The following is an 18,988-nucleotide window of genomic DNA, read 5'->3' on the forward strand; positions in this document are numbered from 1 at the left end:
AATCTATCCCCCCTGAGGCGGCAAAGGCTGAGTCCGGGGATGAATCCTGATTGACAATACCTGCGGCCTAATTATAGAATTACCCTTCAGAAGTTCACCACGGCATCGTAGCTCAGTGGTAGAGCAGGGGACTCATAAGCCCTTGGTCGGTAGTTCAAATCTACCCGATGCCACCAGTAACCCCAAATGTATTAAATCCTTTTTCGTGCGACCAAATCATCTTTCGATCTTCAGTTTATATTATCTCTAGGCACTCAGTTAATGCTTTTCTTTTGGAAATAACTGTTGACAATAAAGTAACACCATGATATATAATGATATAAGATGTTAGAGGTAAATTATGGCCAAGATACAAATTGATCTATCACCTCAGGAAGACAAGATTGTGGAAGTCTATAAGCTTATGAATAATTTGAAGACTAAACAAGAAGCAGTGAAACGTATGATTCAATATTTTAAAGTTGAGATCAAACCCAAGAATGTGGAAGAGAAAGACTATTATTCGGTATAGGAGGCACCATGGACGGTGGAGTTATTGCTTTAACTGTGGCGGTTTTGGCCTTGATTTTGGCGGGTATTCTGGTCCGTCAGTGGGTCTCTGTTTACAACAAATTTCAGTATTGGATCAATCGCGCAAAGAGGAAGTTTGCTGACGTTGATATCATTATGCAGGAAAGGCTGGACAAAATCCAAGCCTTGTCCCAGATAGTCAAAAAGTATGATATTCACGAATGGAAAGTTCTAAAAGATACCATTGAAGCTCGAAGTCAATGGACCAAAGACACTCCTCTTAACGAAATGGTCAAAAACACTTCGGAGATTGAAAACAACTACCTCAAGATTCAAGCAGTTTTTGAGAAGTATCCTCAAATTAAAGCTGATCGACTTCATGCCAGCCTGATGGCCAGTGATGCCGGAGTGGAACGGCGGTTACGGAAGACCAGACTGGAATATAATCGTGTTGCCCAGCAATACAATGAGAGAGTGGCGAGATTTCCAAGAAATTTAGTCGCTAAATTTCATAAATTCTATCCGTTTGAGTATCTGGTATTCCAAGTTCAAGAACGAGAAGAACCACAACAAGCTTTTGATCCCAAAGGAATTTTTGCAGACAACTAGATGAATTTCAGCCACTCTCATGTATCAATCCGGCGCAGGGGTACTGCGATTGTGGAAACTGAACGCGGTATTCTTGTTACTGCCGGTCGGTCTGGAAAATTCCTTTTACCGGGAGGGGGAGCTGAGAGTGGGGAAACAAGAACCAAAGCCGCAGTGAGAGAATTGAGAGAAGAAACCGGGCTGAAAGCAAATTCAGTAAAATTTTTGTTTAGATATCAAGGCTCAATTAACACAAAGAAAAACGGGACACGCTGGCGGGACCATCACACTGTATGTTTAATCAGAGCCTATGGACATGCCACACCAAGACATGAAATCAAACTGGTTGCTTATTATACGCCAGGATGCGACATCAATATTTCCAGGACCACCAAAGCGATAATTGAAAAATATTACCGGGAATTCAGGAATGATTGCATGTTAACAGAGAATTATTAATTGGACAAATATTTCATAGAGATTCGGATTTTAGGGTCAATGAAGTATGAACTTAAATCATTGACCTCCTACATTCGGAGGCAAGTCAAGTTGGGGCGAGGGGTAAAACATGTACCTCATATTTCTATTGTCTATAATCCGACGCCCTCACAAGGACGTAGGTATGAAAAGAGGCTTATATCTGACTTCATCTCAATTTGTTCAAAATATCCATTGATGGAATTCAGATTTAATGGTTATGGGAGGTTCAGAAATTCTTCAGCTAGAGAACCTGCAAAGGACGTCGCTATGGTTAAGATTGACGTACCTGAGTCAATCCTTGCCTTCCGCTGGGACCTTATTTGCAGATTGCGGGATTATTGCGAGCTCCACCCCAAATTTGATCAAAAACGAAATGATTATAGTCCACACGCAACATTGGCTCTGAATTTAAAGCCGCAGACGTGTGACAGAATCGAAAATAAACTCAGACAATTACCGCCACCCCAAAAGCATTACTATTTAGCTCGGGCGACGCTCTTAAAGAACAGCAAAATTTTGTGTGAGTATGACTTTGCTTTACGGAAATCGTTAAATCGGGCTGAAGCTTTGGATAAACGTAAAATGAGGCAGACTCTTGCCGTCATCGGTGAACGTATTGAAGAGAAAAATGGATTCAGGACTGGCTTTCAAAGGAATGTTCTTATTGGCTTGGGCCTCGGCAGTATTCTCTTGGCTGGCCTAAGCTGGGTTTCGCAGGGGCTGTTTGGTTTGAACGCAATGGTGAGCAGTCTGGCGTTGTTGGCCTGCAGTGTAATATTTTTCTATTCTGCTCTGAGCCGGAGAAAAAGCAGATAATTTAAGGCTCAATTCCTGAAAACCATCAGTCAATAACCTGAAATACACGGTATTCAGGTGTTCCATTCAAACAGGGTACTATTATCGTTAATTCCTACGGTATCTCCGCAAAAACCCCCTCGGGTGCAAAGGCAATGCCTACCATGCTGGGTCCTGTATGTGCGCCGAGTACCAGAGACATCGGTCCGCCGGGCAACCAGGTGCACTTGAAGCGGGCATCAATCAGATCATGGAGTTTTGAGGCGCCTTCAGGGTTGAAGGCATGGAGCACCTGAATTCGAAGGGCGCTGCCTTCAGGATGCTGGCGGGCAATCAGATCAACCAGTCCTTCCATAGCTTTGTTAAAAGTGCGTACCCGACCAAGCTGGATATAGGTGCCGCCCTTCTTTTCTACGCCGATCATCGGTTTGATATCCAGTAACGAAGCTATCGTCCCGGTTAGATGGCTGATTCGCCCGCCGTGAATCAGGTATTTTAATTCTTTAAGCGTATAAATGCTGTCACTGGCATCGCTGATACGTTTTAATAGCGCCAAAATTTGGTCTTTTGCCCATCCGGCCTTTGCGGCGGCTGCCGCCGCTTTCACCTGCCAGCCGGCCGCGGCTGATAAAGTCTTGGTATCAATATGGGTAATGTTGGCCTCCGGCACCAGTTTGGCGGCTGCCTGGGCAGAGTTAAGTGTGCCGCTCAAGCCGGATGACATATGGATGGACAGGATGTCGGGGTCGTTAGCCGCGACGCTTTTATACACCTCGGCGAACGCTCCAACCGATGGCTGAGAAGTGATCGGCAACTGTTTTGATGCTTCCAGCAACGGGTAGAATTCTTCCGGAGTGATGTCCAGGCCTTCGCGATAGCTTTTGCCCTCCAGAGTCACCACCAGAGGGGCAACGCTGATATTAAGTTCATTCAGTTGTTCCGAAGACAAACCAAGATCCGTGCCGCTGTCAGTCACAATTCTCATTTATTTACACTCCGGTAATGAATATTCCCGTATCAGTATAGCATAAGAAAATCAAAGACAATATCGGAAGAAATCTTACTCTTGAAATAATTTGGTAGACAGATATTTCTCACCCCGGTCAGGGAAGATGACCACAATGGTGCCGGACTCAATCTTCCGGGCAATTTCAGCAGCGGCATACAGCGCCGCGCCGCTGCTCATGCCCACAAAGATGCCCTCTTGCCGGACTATCTGCCGGGTCATTTCATAGGCGTCTTCGGTCTCTACCATGATAGTGATATCAATCTGTGAGGGGTCGTAGATGCTCGGGACGATAGCTTCGTCCATATTCTTCAGGCCCTGGATGTAATGCCCTTTCACTGGGTGAGCGCTGACGGTTTTAATCTGCGGATTATGCTCCTTCAACACCTTGCCGACCCCCATGATGGTGCCTGATGTCCCCAGCGAGGAGACAAAATAGTCAATTTTACCGCCGGTCTGGCGCCAGATCTCTTCACCGGTGGTGCGGTAGTGGGCCATCTTGTTGTATTCATTGGAGAACTGATCCGGCATGAAATACTTATCGGGATTAGCTTTGGTCAGTTCCCGGGCTTTGAAAATGGCGCCGTCGGTACCCAGCGCGCCGTCAGTTAAGGTGACTTTGGCTCCGTAGGCCTTGATCATCTGCCGGCGCTCCACCGAAACTGCGTCGCTCATGACGATTTCAACATCATAACCTTTGACGATACCAATCATCGCCAGGGCCAGGCCGGTATTGCCGGAAGTTGGTTCAATGATGGTTTTATTTTTGGTCAGCCGCCCTGCAATCTCCGCCTGCTCAATCATGCTCAGGGCAATCCGGTCCTTGATGCTGCCGGAAGGATTAAGCCCCTCCAGCTTGGCATAGATAACGGTATCAGGATTGGGATTAAGCCGGTTAATCCGGACGATAGGGGTATTGCCGATAGTCTGGAGTATGTTTTCGGCCAAATCAGTGTCCTTCCTGAAGTTGATTGCCGGATGTTCCGGCTGCCGACCATCTTTTATTTAACCGGACAGATCTCAGTTCAAAGTGGCAGCTGGTTCAATTCTGCCAGACTCCGGGCCACCTCATCAATGGTTTGCGGCGCGGTGGAAGCTCCGGCGGTAATGCCCACCAGTGCTTTGCCTTCAAACCAGTCCGGGTTTAATTCCCCGGCGGTTTCCACCAGATGAGTTTCGGTTACCGGCCGGCAGAGTTCCACCAGGTGCCGGGTGTTGGCGCTGTGGTGGCCGCCGATGACCAGCATCAGGTCAGCCTTCTCGGCCAGCGCCAGGGTCGCCGCCTGCCGCCGCCGGATATCGTGACAGACGGTATCCACAATGCGTAGTTCTGCGTCCTTGACCAGTGCTTTATCAATCACCGCCTGGGCAAATTTAATAAAGCTGGCCGGAACCTGAGTCGTCTGAGACAGCAGACCCACATGCCGCGGCAACTCAATCCGGTCAAGGTCTGCCAGCGATAAGGTGGCCATGCCGCGCCCTTCCGCCCAGCCCAGGATACCCTTGACCTCCGGATGATTGACATCACCGTAAATGAGCGTAAAGAAGCCGGCCTCGGCCAGTCGGTGGGCTGCTTTCTGTGCCCGCTGCACAAACGGACAGGTAGTATCCACCACTTCAATGCCGCGGGCTTTGATGGCGTCCAGTACCTGGGGTCCGACGCCGTGGGAACTTATAACCACCGTATTACCGGTAACCTCAGTAATGTCCTTGACCACCCGGACTCCCAGGCCCTCCAGGCGGGACATCACCTGCTGGTTATGCACCAGTGCTCCCAGTGTTTCTATGCCGCCCTTTTCCCGGGCCACCTCTTCCAGTGTCGCCAGGGCGCGCTTGACGCCGAAACAAAAACCCAGGTCGGGCGCACGTTCTACCTTCACGGCTGGGGCTCCCCGTAAATGCCCCGGTACTTCGGCGGCAGTAAATCAGCGATGGCTCGCATTATCTGGTCGCCGTAAGCTGCCAGGTCATCCTTGTCCGGTTTTGAGTCGGTCACCGTCATCTTAAATGGTTGACCGATGATGATTTTTACCCGGTGCCGTTTCAAAAACCACCATTTGCCTTTGATCGTCTCAGTCCCGATTAAAGCTACCGGCACTACCGGTGTCTTGAAAGCCGCCGCCAGATAGCCCGCGCCGGGCATGGCCGCGGTCAGCTCGCCGTCGGGATTGCGTTTGCCTTCCGGGAAGATAATCAAGGCACCGCCTTTTTTTATCACCCGGGCTGAAGCCTTAAACGAAGCGCCGGAAGCCCCGTCGCGGTTGAGCGGGATGGCCCCGGAGCCTTGCAGGATTTTGCCGAAGGTGCGGTTTTTGAACAGTTCCTTTTTCGCCAGGAAATATACCCCGTAGCGCGGTAGATGCAGGCCTAACAGCGGCGGATCGGCGGAACTGACATGGTTGGCGCAGATAACCAGCGGCACGCCGTCCGGCATATTTTCCTTGCCGGTTACCTCTACCATGGTCAACAAAAACATGACGCGGGCGCTTAAGCGCACCAGCGGATAATACCATTCTAGTTTCATTGACGGTGATTATAGCTTCTCCCTGCCCGGCTCACAAACTTATCAGATATCGCCCGGTATTGGCGCTTCGGCGTTTGTGCGTTACACTTAAGCAGAGGGATTGCAACAAGGAGAGAGAATAATGTCCAATCATCTGGCCGGTTCCTCCAGTCCGTATCTGTTGCAGCACGCTGATAATCCGGTGGACTGGTACCCCTGGGGTGATGAAGCACTGGCGCGGGCGAAACAAGAAAACAAGCCGATACTGCTGAGTATCGGTTATTCCGCCTGCCACTGGTGCCATGTTATGGCGCACGAGAGCTTTGAAAACGAGGCCACTGCGGCGCTGATGAACCGGCATTTCATCAACATCAAGGTTGACCGGGAAGAACGCCCGGATATTGACAGTATCTACATGGCTGCGGTACAGGCCATGACCGGCCACGGCGGCTGGCCGCTGACCGCCTTTTTAACGCCCGACGGCCGCCCTTTCTACGGCGGTACCTATTATCCGCCGGAAGAGCGTCACGGTTTGCCGGCTTTCTCCACCATTTTAGAGGCGGTGGCCGAAGCCTTCCGCGAACGGCCGTCTGAAGTGGAAAGCAGTGCCGGGAAACTTCTGGCGGCTATTGAAGAAAAACCGGCGGATACCGCCGGGGCGGCACTGTCACCGGATATACTCAACCGGGCTTATCAGGCTTTACAGCGGGCTTTTGATACTAAATTCGCCGGCTTCGGCGGCGCGCCTAAGTTCCCTCAGCCCCTGGTGCTGGATTTTCTGCTGCGGTATTACCTGCGCAGCAACACTCCGCGAGTGCTGGAGCTAGTGGAACAAACGCTGGAAGCGATGTACCGCGGCGGTATCTATGACCACCTGGGCGGCGGCTTTCACCGCTATGCGGTTGACGCCGAGTGGCAGGTGCCGCACTTTGAAAAGATGCTTTACGATAATGCCCTGCTGCCCCGGGTTTATCTGCACGCTTTTCAGCTTACCGGCAAAACGGAGTACCGGCTGGTGGCGGAAGATATCTATGATTACGTGCTTCGGGAAATGACTGACCCGGCCACTGGCGGTTTTTACAGCAGCCAGGATGCGGATTCTGAAGGGGAAGAAGGCAAGTTCTACATCTGGACACCGGATGAGCTGAAATCAGTCCTCGGCGATGGCGCCGCGGCATTCATTCAGCGGTTCGGGGTGACCGAAGCCGGCAACTTTGAAGAGCGTAATATTCTCCACCTGACCGGGGAATTCAAGGCTGACCTGATAACTGCGGACCAAGGTAACAAGGAAAAACTGCGCCGGGAGCGGGAAACCCGGATTCATCCCGGCAAGGATACCAAGGTTCTGGTTTCCTGGAACGCCATGATGCAATCCAGCCTGGCGGAAGCTGGATGTGTGCTGGGTCGGGATGACTATCTGGCGGCGGCAGCCCGGAACGCCGGGTTTATACTGGATAATTTGCGCTCCGGGGAAACCTTACGCCATACCTCCTCCGTCGCTGAGGGGTTCCTGGAAGATTATGCCCTGCTGACCGACAGCCTGCTCTGGCTGCATCAGGCAACCCTGAACCCCCGCTGGCTGTGTCAGGCAGTGGCGCTGGCGGATACCATGCTAGACCGTTTCTGGGACGAAGATGAATCTGTTTTCTACGATACCCCGGCTGGTATGTCCGGTCTTTTCAAACGGCCGCGGAGTTTTCAGGACGGGGCGGTGCCTTCCGGTGCCGCTTCCGGCGCGCTGGCGCTGCTGCGTTTGTCGCGGCTGACTGATGACCGCCGATACTGGCAGACCGGCGGCACAGCTCTTCGCGGCGTGGCGGAATACCTGGGACGTTACCCGTTGGGATTCGGGCAGTGGCTGGCCGCGCTGGACTTTTACCTGGGGCCGCAACAGGAAGTGGCGGTCATCGGCAATACTGCTGATTCAGCCGCACGGGCGCTGGCAAATACCGTCTGCCGCCGTTATCGGCCCAATACCGTCCTTGCTGCCCTGAACCCTGACGACCAGGAAGGTCTGTCTGATTTACCGCTGTTCCAGGACCGCACTCAGATTAACGCCCGCCCAACCGCCTATGTCTGCCGTAATTTCAACTGCTTTCCACCGGTAAACACGCCGGAGGATCTGGAACAGGTGCTGGAGTTATAAGGCCTTGTCATATCAGCTGTTTGTTTATTTGCGTCTCTTGGTAATTATAACGATTGCTAACAACAAGGCCAGTCCGATACCAATACCAACGATGATTTGGAGCCAGTTGGGCTCATCCGGATTTGGGCTGGGACCGATGGATTCGTCCAATGGCGTACCCTCCGTCGTTGGTGGTGGGTCACTTGATGACGGCGGGGGTGCGCTCGTTGTCGGCGGGGGCTCGCTGGTCGGTGGCGGTTCGCTGGTTGCTGGCGGTTGTTGTGGTTCCCCGATTAATGCAAATACCGTGAAGTGATTTATTTCCACCGTTATCGTCTGGTCTTGGGTGTTGAGAGTGCCTTCCAGTTTGACCCAATCACTACCATTCCACCACGCAATATGTAACTTATTTTCATCAATTCCTTGTGGAATAGTTTCGCCGGCATAATTTATTGTGAAGGTGATTGCCGGACTGAAGGTCGCTCCGTTGGGGCCCAGTTCAAACCCTAGTATCAGCGCACTGTCGGAAGGGGCATCGGGCAGAGACGTCGGTTGGCTGGCGAATAGAGAGAACAGGGCATTTCCAGAGGCATTCAATATATAAGTACCGGGTGCAATATGGATAGTCAGGTTTCCGTCATTCGTTGTTAAAGTTCCTCCGGTGATTACATACCCGTTGCCATTGATGACCGGATAGGTGCCTGTGAAACCTGACCCATTCATTTGGACACCCAGTGGACCGCCAGTGGATGGCGGATTAGTTACGTTAATATCCAATGAATCCGAGTTGCTAATAGCGTAGGTTGCGTCGCCGGAATACTCAGCGGTTATGGACCTGTTGCCACTGGCCAACTCAGTCGTGGTAAGAATTGCAACACCGTCGACTATGTCTACTGGTGCGCCAATTATAGCTGTATTATCCCTGAAGGTTACCGTGCCAGTAGGAGTGCCTGATACGGAGGCAACTGTAGCGGTCAGCGTTACTGAATCCCCTCTGATAATAGCCGTTTGACTAGACACCAACTCTACTGTGGTTGGGATTTTATTCACTTCCAGAGTTACCTCAGCACTAGTGCTGTTGAAGTTAGCGGTGTCGGCTGGAGTAAATACAACCGTTAATGTATGTGTGCCGACTGGCAAAACAGTCCCTGTAGCAGGGTCATAGACGAAGGAACCGGCTACCGGGGTATCTGTATCGGTAATAACCGCCTCTGCGTTTAGTTGTGTCTCATCCAATGCCGTTCCGAGAATAATATCCAGTGGGTCTGACCAGACGATAGCCGGTGTGCCTTTGTTGATAGTCAATGTGGCGTTGGCACTTCCATGGTAGTTGGTTTCATTTATTACTGCCGAAACATCATAGCTGTCAACATCAATCGGTAGTGTTGAATTGCCGTCGTATGTGACTGTAACCGTAAGGTCGCTCGGGTCGGTAGTTACTGTTACTGACTTTTCGGTTCCATCATAGTCTTGCGTCAGGTCGTTAATCACTACTGTTGCAGTTGCCTTTTCAATCTCACCAGTGGCGACAGGTGTGAAGGTAACAGTGTAGTTATCGCCGTTATTGCCGTCGGACACAGAGCCGGAAGGAGTAATGGTTTTACCAGTTCCGGCATCGGCTGTATCAAAAGATTGAATAAAACCGGAGGTATCACCGGAAGCCAGTCCCGGGGAAATAGACGGTGTCTCATCGGAAGAAGTGGTACCGTCATAGACCTTGGAGTCGGTAACGGCGGTTACCGTAATTGCTAGGGCGGTAATCTCACCGGAAGTATCGTTGACGAAGGTGACGGCGTAGTTATCGCCGTTATTGCCATCGGAAACAGAGCCGGAAGGAGTGAGTGTTTTGCCGGTACCGACGTTTTCATTATCAAAGGTTTGAGACCAGACGGCAGAATCACTGGAAGCCAGGGAGCCGGAGGTGATGGTGGGCGTACCGTCTGAGGTATTATCGCCGTCATAGACCTTGGAGTCGGTAACAGCAGTTACTGTGATTGCCAGGGCGGTAATATCGGCGGAATCGGTAGCTGAGGTAGAGGTGAGGGAGTAATTCGTGGAGTTGGTACCGGAGATAGAGATACCGGAAACGGTGACGGTTTTACCGGTCCCGACGTTTTTGTCGTTAAAGGTAGCACTGGTAGAAGAAATGGTGATGGTATCCCCCGAGAGTTTATCGGAAGACAGGGCAACAGAAGCGGTATCAGTGCCATCGTAGGTTTTGTTATCGGCGACGGCGGTTACTGTAATTGCTAGGGCGGTAATCTCACCGGAAGTATCGTTGACGAAGGTGACGGCGTAGTTATCGCCGTTATTGCCATCGGAAACAGAGCCGGAAGGAGTGAGTGTTTTGCCGGTACCGACGTTTTCATTATCAAAGGTTTGAGACCAGACGGCAGAATCACTGGAAGCCAGGGAGCCGGAGGTGATGGTGGGCGTACCGTCTGAGGTATTATCGCCGTCATAGACCTTGGAGTCGGTAACAGCAGTTACTGTAATTGTCCGGGTGGTGATCTCGCCGGTGGAGACCGGTGTGAAGGTGACGGCGTAGTTATCGCCGTTATTGCCATCGGAAACAGAGCCGGAAGGAGTGAGTGTTTTGCCGGTACCGACGTTTTCATTATCAAAGGTTTGAGACCAGAGTGCTGAATCACCGGAGGCCAGGGAGCCGGAGGTGATGGTGGGTGTGCCGTCTGAAGTATTGTCGCCGTCATAGACCTTGGAGTCGGTAACGGCAGTGACGGTTATGGCCAGGGTGGTAATCTCACCAGTGGTGACAGGTGTGAGTGTCACGGCGTAGTTATCGCCGTTATTGCCATCGGAGACAGAGCCGGAAGGAGTGAGTGTTTTGCCGGTACCGACGTTTTCATTATCAAAGGTTTGAGACCAGAGTGCTGAATCACCGGAGGCCAGGGAGCCGGAGGTGATGGTGGGTGTGCCGTCTGAAGTATTGTCGCCGTCATAGACCTTGGAGTCGGTAACGGCAGTGACGGTTATGGCCAGGGTGGTAATCTCACCAGTGGTGACAGGTGTGAGTGTCACGGCGTAGTTATCGCCGTTATTGCCATCGGAGACAGAGCCGGAAGGAGTGAGTGTTTTGCCGGTACCGACGTTTTCATTATCAAAGGTTTGAGACCAGAGTGCTGAATCACCGGAGGCCAGGGAGCCGGAGGTGATGGTGGGTGTGCCGTCTGAAGTATTGTCGCCGTCATAGACCTTGGAGTCGGTAACGGCAGTGACGGTTATGGCCAGGGTGGTAATCTCACCAGTGGTGACAGGTGTGAGTGTCACGGCGTAGTTATCGCCGTTATTGCCATCGGAGACAGAGCCGGAAGGAGTGAGTGTTTTGCCGGTACCGACGTTTTCATTATCAAAGGTTTGAGACCAGAGTGCTGAATCACCGGAGGCCAGGGAGCCGGAGGTGATGGTGGGTGTGCCGTCTGAAGTATTGTCGCCGTCATAGACCTTGGAGTCGGTAACGGCAGTGACGGTTATGGCCAGGGTGGTAATCTCACCAGTGGTGACAGGTGTGAGTGTCACGGCGTAGTTATCGCCGTTATTGCCATCGGAGACAGAGCCGGAAGGAGTGAGTGTTTTGCCGGTACCGACGTTTTTAGTATCAAAGGTTTGAGACCAGGCCTCGGAATCACCGGAGATTATGGAGCCGGAGGTGATGGTGGGCGTACCGTCAGAGGTATTATCGCCGTCATAGACCTTGGAGTCGGTAACGGCGGTTACCGTAATTGCCAGGGCAATGATATCAGCGGTAAGACCTGAGGGTTGGGTCAGAGTGTAATTTGCGGCTTCACTGCCGCTCAGAGCCAGGCCGGAAACAGTAACCGGCTTGTCGGAGCCGACGTTTTTATTATCAAAGGCGGCGGAATAACCGGCGGTATCAAGGGTGACGGTATCACCGCTTTCCACGCCGGTAAATGAATAGCCTGAAGTGGTTAGAGTGGTGTCAGCATCCCCGTCGTATGTTTTATCATCGGCGGTGATGCCGTCAACGGTCAGGGTTTTCGGGTTGACGGTCAGGGTAGCTGCGGCGGAGGTGTCGGTACCGGATGTATTAGTGAAAACAGCGCGGTATTGATTGCCGCTGAGGCTGACGGGAGGTTTGGTTACGGTCAGGGAAGATGTGGTTTCGCCGGAGATATCGGACCAGCTACTACCGGAGTCGGTGCTGACCTGCCACTGGATGGTGGGAGAGGGATCACCATTGGCGGCGGCGGAGAACACGGCATCATTGCCGTAAATTACGGTCTGGTCATCCGGGTCATCAGTTACGGCGGGTGCCGGATCATCCAGAATAGTAAAGATGCCGGTATTGTAAGTAATACTGTAATTACCCAAAGCCCCGGCTGGGCTTAAAACCGCACTGATTACATAATCACCGGAAGTCTCTCCATTTTCGCGGGAATAAACGGCAGTAATATTATCAGTTACGATGAAACCGTTGAGAATTCCCGTCAGTACCGGGTCAGCGGCACCGACTATTTTGCTTTTATTGTTAGGTGTCACAGATGATGTTTTGGCGGTAATATTGGCCGAATCGGTAGCTGAGGTAGAGGTGAGGGAGTAATTCGTGGAGTCGGTACCGGAGATAGAGATACCGGAAATGGTGACGGTTTTACCGGTTCCGACGTTTTTATTGTCAAAGGTAGCGCTGGTGGAATCTAATGTGAGAGTATCACCAACAACTTTATCGGAAGACAGAGTAACGGATGCGATATTGTCGCCATCGTATATCTTATCATCGGCGACGGCGGTAACCGTCAAGTCACGGGCGGTAATATTGGCCGAATCGGTAACTGAGGTAGAGGTGAGGGAGTAATTCGTGGAGTCGGTACCGGAGATAGAGATACCGGAAACGGTGACGGTTTTACCGGTCCCGACGTTTTTGTCGTTAAAGGTAGCACTGGTAGAAGAAATGGTGATGGTGTCCCCCGAGAGTTTATCGGAAGACAGGGCAACAGAAGCGGTATCAGTGCCATCGTAGGTTTTGTTATCGGCGACGGCGGTTACTGTAATTGCCAGGGCGGTAATCTCACCGGAAGTATCGTTGACGAAGGTGACGGCGTAGTTATCGCCGTTATTGCCATCGGAAACAGAGCCGGAAGGAGTGAGTGTCTTGCCGGTACCGACGTTTTCATTATCAAAGGTTTGAGACCAGACGGCAGAATCACTGGAAGCCAGGGAGCCGGAGGTGATGGTGGGCGTACCGTCTGAGGTATTATCGCCGTCATAGACCTTGGAGTCGGTAACAGCAGTTACTGTGATTGCCAGGGCGGTAATATCGGCGGAATCGGTAGCTGAGGTATAGGTGAGGGAGTAATTCGTGGAGTCGGTACCGGAGATAGAGATACTGGAAACGGTGACGGTTTTACCGGTCCCGACGTTTTTGTCGTCAAAGGTAGCACTAGCGGAATCCAGTGTGAGAGTATCACCAACAACTTTATCGGAAGACAGAGTAACGGATGCGATATTGTCGCCATCGTATATCTTATCATCGGCGACGGCGGTAACCGTCAAGTCACGGGCGGTAATATTGGCCGAATCGGTAACTGAGGTAGAGGTGAGGGAGTAATTCGTGGAGTCGGTACCGGAGATAGAGATACCGGAAACGGTGACGGTTTTACCGGTCCCGACGTTTTTGTCGTTAAAGGTAGCACTGGTAGAAGAAATGGTGATGGTGTCCCCCGAGAGTTTATCGGAAGACAGGGCAACAGAAGCGGTATCAGTGCCATCGTAGGTTTTGTTATCGGCGACGGCAGTGACTGTCAGGTCACGGACGGTAATAGTGGCGGTAAGACCTGAGGGTTGGGTCAGAGTGTAATTTGCGGCTTCACTGCCGCTCAGAGCCAGGCCGGAAACAGTAACCGGCTTGTCGGAGCCGACGTTTTTATTATCAAAGGCGGCGGAATAACCGGCGGTATCAAGGGTGACGGTATCACCGCTTTCCACGCCGGTAAATGAATAGCCTGAAGTGGTTAGAGTGGTGTCAGCATCCCCGTCGTATGTTTTATCATCGGCGGTGATGCCGTCAACGGTCAGGGTTTTCGGGTTGACGGTCAGGGTAGCTGCGGCGGAGGTGTCGGTACCGGATGTATTAGTGAAAACAGCGCGGTATTGATTGCCGCTGAGGCTGACGGGAGGTTTGGTTACGGTCAGGGAAGATGTGGTTTCGCCGGAGATATCGGACCAGCTACTACCGGAGTCGGTGCTGACCTGCCACTGGATGGTGGGAGAGGGATCACCATTGGCGGCGGCGGAGAACACGGCATCATTGCCGTAAATTACGGTCTGGTCATCCGGGTCATCAGTTACGGCGGGGATGCCGCCGATGTTGAAAACGGCATCTGACGTATCGTTGACTGTTAAATCGGCTATCGCGCTCACTCGTATCAGCGCCTGAGAGGTCACATCACCGGACACGGTCCAGGCGTGGGTGCCATCATTGGCTGTATTGGCCACAATGTCTTCCCAATCGGTGCCATTGTTTCGGGATAACTCAATATGGACATTACCGAGTATTCCGGTAGTAGTCCAGGCAATGGTGTATTCGGAACCGATATTCCATGTTTCCCCGCCGTCAGGGTATGTGACCGTAACATTGGAGGCCGCCCCGGTTCCCTGAATATTGAAATTATAGGGGTTTTCGTTGCTGTCATTGTTGGCAATGCTGATGGTCGCGGTGCGAACGCCGCCGGCACTAGGGTCAAAGGTTATCTGGAAGGTCGTAGTATTCCCGGAGCTGACCGGTGAATCGGGCTGGACGGTGACTGTAAAGTCAGAACTGTGTGTTCCGCTTACAGCCACTTTGGGTGTGCCACTCAGGGTGAGGTCCGCAAATCCGGTATTTTCTACGGTAAAAGTGCGGACTACCGTTCCGCCGGTAACGGCAATGCTTCCGAAGTCGGTATGGTCGGCTGAGGAAGGTGTTGTGTCGCCATCGGCGATACCAACCTCGTTACCTTTTACATTGATTTCAGGCTCAGCCAGCGAATTCGGCAGAAAGATTCTTCCGTTACCGTATATAGAGTCATCACCGGCGGTTCCCATGTCAACGGCGTTTGATTCAAGATATGCCCTGACTTGCGCTGGTGTCCAGTCCGGATTGGCCTGGAGTATCAGCGCCGCCGCGCCAGCGGCAATCGGGGTCGCCATGGAGGTTCCCCCCATTACATAATAGTCGGCGGTGCCACTGTTTCCATTGTTTTTAGTTGAATTATTTTCGTTAGGGCTATTGTTGGAAATCCATGCTGGGTCCGGTGAATTTAGTACGTCACTATCACGTGTCGAAATGATCGCTGTTCCAGGAGCCACAATATCCGGTTTCAGAGGTGCCCCGGTATCTACTCTGGGACCCTGGCTACTAAAAGTCGCAATTTGATTGATGGTCTCTCCAGAAGTGTATGAATAAGGCGTATTAGTGTAATCCCACCAGGTTACTCTTGTCGTATAAGCTCCGACCGCTATGGCTCCATCCGCTTCAGCGGGAGAACCCAGAGTATATGCCGGGTCGGGGCTGGAGAATGTGGCTGTTCCATAACCGTAATAAATAAAATACAAGTGAAAGAACTGGGAGGTAGATGAATTGTTGATGACTTTTAAGTAATAAGTTCCCGCTCCTACTAGAAGGTCAGCCCATGATCGTTCACTTTCGGTACCTCTCGTACTTTCCGTTTGTGATAAGTCAGTTGAAGCCAACAATGTGTGGCTGGAATTGTAATACCGGAGTTCCAGGTCATTGTTAGTGCCCAGACCGTCGAACCACACCATGTTGTAATATAAATCAGTACTCCCACTTGGGACATTTATCTCAATAAAACTGGACTCGCTATTTCCGGCCACAGTTCCCGAATAATGAAATCCATCGTTTGCATCATTCCCCGCTGAGATGAACACCACCGCACCTTGGCTGACGGCATAATCAACCGCCTGACTTTGAGCATCAGTGCCGTCATGATGGTCGCTCCATCCACCATAACTCATGGTAATTATGTCGGCATTATAGATATCTACTGCGGCAATGATCGCATTGACGATTGCCGCCGAAGTTGCACCACTGGTTGCATCACTCCCTACCTTCAGAAATACCATATCCGCTCCAGGCGCCGAACCGGCATAAACGCCGCTGGAAGCGGTGCCTCTGCCTAAAACACTACCGGCAACATGGGTGCCGTGACCGTTGACCGTGTTGGCTACGATATCATCCAATGTCGGGTATGCTGAATAGTCCATGGAGGCGGTTACAGCACCGGCAAAGTCCGGGTGCGTCAGGTCAATCCCGGAATCCAGAACGGCGATGGTGACTCCCGAACCATCAAGACCGTATGTATTCCGTAAATTCAGGACATTTGCGGCCTGAGTACCCAGATCGTTATGAGCTTCATTAGCCCGCTCGGCGGTATCCATCTTGGCTACGTAGTTTTTTTCGGCCAGTTCGGTGATTTTGTCCACCGGGGCATCAGCGGTCAAAAAACCGTTCGGATGGACTCCGACGGGTGGAACCCAGGAGTCCGCATTGACGATGACTCCCATACTTGTCAGTTCCGCCAGTTGTCCGGGCCCCGGCATTTCGTTGAAGTAAAGGAAAATCTTTTGGTTGTGGATACTGGGATTGGGCATGCCCGTAGCTTCCAATATCCGGAGCAGACCGGCGGCTTCAGCATCTGACTGTGCGGCGGCCATTCCTCCCATACTTGTTATCTGTTGTTTGGCATTCACCTGCATGGAAAGCAGGCCGCTGATTTTACTAGCGGCTGCTCCAGGATTAGAGTCGGCACCGAAAGCGGGGGTATATCCACTGCTAAAAAAAACCTGAGCTATCAACAATATCAAGCCCATAACCGCTATCGCTTTGAATTTCATCCGTGGCCTCCTAAATTATCCTGGTTTACTATGCGGCTCTGATTCCCGTTCCGCTGAATCCAGTTTGATTACGTAATCTTTCGCCGCCAGTTCATCTATGTTTTCAACAGGTACTTTCGCGATCAAAAAACCGGCAGGGTGAACTCCTACCGGTGGTATCCATGAATTAAGATACAAAGTAATTCCTAGTGACTCCAGTTCTTGTTGCTGCGTGAGGGTCGGTAGATCATTAAGGTAGATAAACACTCTTTGAATACTGAGATCATCCAAGTTTAAACCTAATTCGCTCATAGTTTTATAGCGGTCTTCGGAAGGTTTTTCTAGTTGTTCCAGTCGCAGATTGATTTCCTGGAGAAGTGTCTCACTGCTTTTAATTTCCAGTATATCGTCGTTATTCTGAATGCAAGACACTGTTGTCAGCATCACAATCGCGATAATCGTGGTAATGACTTTAATAACGTTCCTGTCTCCCGTCGTTATTTGTAACTATATTTAAACCGTATTATCCAATAATGACCATATGTAATTATTGGATAATACTTACCAAAGCCACATAAAACCGGTTCATTGTACTCCTGTTTATGGGGTATGGCAATACTTTTCGTTTGAATGTTGATATTAGAAATGAAATACAACTCTGGTTGTTAGCTCTTCCGTGATTTTACAACCCCCGCCCTCTGGGCTATACTTTTGCTTCAGTATTGATAACCCGCTGTTATTGTTCCCCTGAGTTTCTTTGTAACGGAAGGACACTTCATGGACATCGGTATCTGGCCCTGGATTCTTTTCAATGCCTTCTTGATTACCATGCTGGCGCTGGACCTTTTTGTTTTCCACCGCCATGCTCATGTTATCAAGCTGAAGGAAGCTGTCGGCTGGGTCGGGCTGTGGATCAGCCTGGCTGTCATATTTGGTCTGGGCCTCTGGGTTTTTGCCGGTTCCCATCACGCTTTGAATTATTTCAGCGCCTATGTGGTGGAAGAGGCGTTGTCGGTGGACAATCTCTTCGTCTTCCTGATGCTGTTCACCTATTTTTGTGTGCCCCGGGAATATCGTCACCGGGTGCTGTTCTGGGGTATCATCGGTGCTATTCTTATGCGGGCTGCCTTTATCTTCGGCGGTATTGCGCTGATCAACAGTTTTCATTGGATAATCTATGTCTTCGGCGCTTTCCTGGTGTTCACCGGTATTAAGATGGGGATGAAAAAAGAAGAAGACCCGCATCCGGAAGCCAACCCGGTACTTAAACTCCTGCGCCGCTTCCTGCCGATGAGTCATCAGTATGACGGCGGTAAGTTCTTTACGGTTGAAAACGGCCGAAGGCTGGCTACGCCGCTTCTGGCGGTGCTGGTGGCGGTGGAAACCACCGACATCATCTTCGCCGTAGATTCCATTCCGGCGGTGCTGTCCATCACCACTGACCCGTTCATCGTCTACACCTCCAACATGTTCGCCATCATGGGCCTGCGCAGTATTTATTTTGCCCTGGAAGGTTTTGCCGACCGGCTTTACTACCTGCACTACGGTCTGGCTACCATTCTGGTTTTCCTGGGCTTCAAGATGTTGATTTCCGGCATTTACCACATGCCGACGCTTCTGTCCCTGCTGGTAATTGCCATCGTGCTGGGCATTTCTGTCATCGCCTCGCTGAAACGGCCGCCTCAGCCGGAACTGCCGCCGGAATCACCGTTTTGTGAAACCGGGTTTATGGATGACTTTGAGAAAGATGACCGGTAAACAGTATCTGGATCTGGTGCTGGATAAACTCACGCCGCTCGGTGCGGTGACCGGTAAGAGTATGTTCGGCGGTTTCGGAGTGTTCCGTGACAGCCGGATGTTCGGTCTTATTTCCGGGGACGTGCTCTATCTTAAGGCCGGGCAGACCAACCTCGCGGAATATACCAGTCGTGATTGCCCGCGTTTCAAACTGATGCCTTATTACCAGGTACCGGCGGATGTTTTTGAAGATGATGACCAGCTCAGGCAGTGGGCTCGCCGTTCTATTGAACTGAATCAACTTTAATTTTTCTCGCTATGCCTGTTGTCGGCAGCAGAAATCCACAAAAAATCCATAATTTCCACATATTGTCTCTACCATCAGTCGCTATTA

The 18,988-nt window shown here is 51.3% G+C and carries 13 protein-coding genes and 1 tRNA gene; 8 read left to right on the top strand and 6 right to left on the bottom strand.

Annotated features, from left to right (window positions below; genetic code table 11):
* The first annotated feature begins 101 nt into the window (after nt 1-101).
* The 5 genes from V8247_RS05815 (at nt 102) to V8247_RS05835 (ending at nt 2,394) form a co-directional block, all read left to right on the top strand.
* Nucleotides 102-176: transfer RNA gene (locus tag V8247_RS05815), tRNA-Met, on the top strand.
* Nucleotides 177-340: 164 nt separating this feature from the next.
* Entirely contained in the window at nt 341-511 is a 171-nt protein-coding gene (locus tag V8247_RS05820) for a hypothetical protein (protein WP_338736903.1), read from the top strand.
* An 8-nt stretch (nt 512-519) separates the two neighbouring features.
* The gene (locus tag V8247_RS05825) at nt 520-1,119 is read left to right on the top strand and encodes a LemA family protein (RefSeq protein WP_338736905.1); all 600 of its coding nucleotides are present in this window, start codon (nt 520-522) and stop codon (nt 1,117-1,119) included.
* Nucleotides 1,120-1,170: 51 nt separating this feature from the next.
* Complete coding sequence (locus tag V8247_RS05830; RefSeq protein WP_338736906.1) at nt 1,171-1,557, top strand: NUDIX domain-containing protein; 387 nt, start codon at nt 1,171-1,173, stop codon at nt 1,555-1,557.
* Nucleotides 1,558-1,596: 39 nt separating this feature from the next.
* Complete coding sequence (locus V8247_RS05835; RefSeq protein WP_338736907.1) at nt 1,597-2,394, top strand: 2'-5' RNA ligase family protein; 798 nt, start codon at nt 1,597-1,599, stop codon at nt 2,392-2,394.
* A gap of 94 nt (nt 2,395-2,488) precedes the next feature.
* Here the strand turns inward: V8247_RS05835 and V8247_RS05840 are convergent, their stop codons facing one another.
* The 4 genes from V8247_RS05840 to V8247_RS05855 form a co-directional block, all read right to left on the bottom strand.
* Nucleotides 2,489-3,358, bottom strand: a complete 870-nt coding sequence (locus V8247_RS05840; protein ID WP_338736908.1) for a DegV family protein — start codon at nt 3,356-3,358, stop codon at nt 2,489-2,491.
* A gap of 75 nt (nt 3,359-3,433) precedes the next feature.
* The gene (locus tag V8247_RS05845) at nt 3,434-4,327 is read right to left on the bottom strand and encodes a cysteine synthase (protein ID WP_338736909.1); all 894 of its coding nucleotides are present in this window, start codon (nt 4,325-4,327) and stop codon (nt 3,434-3,436) included.
* Between the two features lie 77 nt (nt 4,328-4,404).
* Complete coding sequence (gene ispH / locus V8247_RS05850) at nt 4,405-5,259, bottom strand: 4-hydroxy-3-methylbut-2-enyl diphosphate reductase (RefSeq protein ID WP_338736910.1); 855 nt, start codon at nt 5,257-5,259, stop codon at nt 4,405-4,407.
* Nucleotides 5,256-5,903 carry a lysophospholipid acyltransferase family protein gene (locus V8247_RS05855; protein ID WP_338736911.1) on the bottom strand — a complete coding sequence of 216 codons (648 nt, stop codon included), beginning with the start codon at nt 5,901-5,903 and terminating at the stop codon, nt 5,256-5,258. The genes ispH and V8247_RS05855 overlap by 4 nt, the downstream gene beginning before the upstream one ends.
* Before the next feature lie 121 nt (nt 5,904-6,024).
* Here V8247_RS05855 and V8247_RS05860 point away from each other — a divergent pair, with 121 nt between their 5' ends.
* Nucleotides 6,025-8,028, top strand: a complete 2,004-nt coding sequence (locus V8247_RS05860; RefSeq protein ID WP_338736912.1) for a thioredoxin domain-containing protein — start codon at nt 6,025-6,027, stop codon at nt 8,026-8,028.
* A 24-nt stretch (nt 8,029-8,052) separates the two neighbouring features.
* On the opposite strand, the gene V8247_RS05865 is transcribed toward V8247_RS05860, so the two are convergent.
* Nucleotides 8,053-16,878 carry a YDG domain-containing protein gene (locus V8247_RS05865; protein ID WP_338736913.1) on the bottom strand — a complete coding sequence of 2,942 codons (8,826 nt, stop codon included), beginning with the start codon at nt 16,876-16,878 and terminating at the stop codon, nt 8,053-8,055.
* Between the two features lie 15 nt (nt 16,879-16,893).
* Nucleotides 16,894-17,301 (bottom strand): hypothetical protein, encoded by a 408-nt coding sequence (locus V8247_RS05870; protein ID WP_338736914.1) that lies wholly within the window; start codon nt 17,299-17,301, stop codon nt 16,894-16,896.
* Nucleotides 17,302-17,634: 333 nt separating this feature from the next.
* On the opposite strand from V8247_RS05870, the gene V8247_RS05875 reads away from it, so the two are divergent.
* Nucleotides 17,635-18,615: a TerC family protein gene (locus V8247_RS05875; RefSeq protein ID WP_338736915.1), complete on the top strand. Its 981-nt coding sequence runs from the start codon at nt 17,635-17,637 to the stop codon at nt 18,613-18,615.
* Nucleotides 18,605-18,901, top strand: a complete 297-nt coding sequence (locus tag V8247_RS05880; protein WP_338736916.1) for a TfoX/Sxy family protein — start codon at nt 18,605-18,607, stop codon at nt 18,899-18,901. The genes V8247_RS05875 and V8247_RS05880 overlap by 11 nt, the downstream gene beginning before the upstream one ends.
* Nucleotides 18,902-18,988: the final 87 nt, after the last annotated feature.

This window comes from Dehalogenimonas sp. W (assembly GCF_037094495.1).
GTDB classification, from domain to species: Bacteria; Chloroflexota; Dehalococcoidia; order Dehalococcoidales; family Dehalococcoidaceae; genus Dehalogenimonas; species Dehalogenimonas loeffleri.

What these genes read in the sequence shown, in the direction of transcription:
- V8247_RS05855 (WP_338736911.1), bottom strand. Translation starts at nt 5,903, where the DNA reads ATGAAACTAGAATGGTATTATCCGCTGGTGCGCTTAAGCGCCCGCGTC.
- V8247_RS05875 (WP_338736915.1), top strand. Translation starts at nt 17,635, where the DNA reads ATGGACATCGGTATCTGGCCCTGGATTCTTTTCAATGCCTTCTTGATT.
- V8247_RS05880 (WP_338736916.1), top strand. Translation starts at nt 18,605, where the DNA reads ATGACCGGTAAACAGTATCTGGATCTGGTGCTGGATAAACTCACGCCG.
- V8247_RS05835 (WP_338736907.1), top strand. Translation starts at nt 1,597, where the DNA reads ATGAAGTATGAACTTAAATCATTGACCTCCTACATTCGGAGGCAAGTC.
- V8247_RS05870 (WP_338736914.1), bottom strand. Translation starts at nt 17,301, where the DNA reads ATGCTGACAACAGTGTCTTGCATTCAGAATAACGACGATATACTGGAA.
- V8247_RS05820 (WP_338736903.1), top strand. Translation starts at nt 341, where the DNA reads ATGGCCAAGATACAAATTGATCTATCACCTCAGGAAGACAAGATTGTG.
- V8247_RS05825 (WP_338736905.1), top strand. Translation starts at nt 520, where the DNA reads ATGGACGGTGGAGTTATTGCTTTAACTGTGGCGGTTTTGGCCTTGATT.
- V8247_RS05860 (WP_338736912.1), top strand. Translation starts at nt 6,025, where the DNA reads ATGTCCAATCATCTGGCCGGTTCCTCCAGTCCGTATCTGTTGCAGCAC.
- V8247_RS05840 (WP_338736908.1), bottom strand. Translation starts at nt 3,358, where the DNA reads ATGAGAATTGTGACTGACAGCGGCACGGATCTTGGTTTGTCTTCGGAA.
- V8247_RS05865 (WP_338736913.1), bottom strand. Translation starts at nt 16,878, where the DNA reads ATGAAATTCAAAGCGATAGCGGTTATGGGCTTGATATTGTTGATAGCT.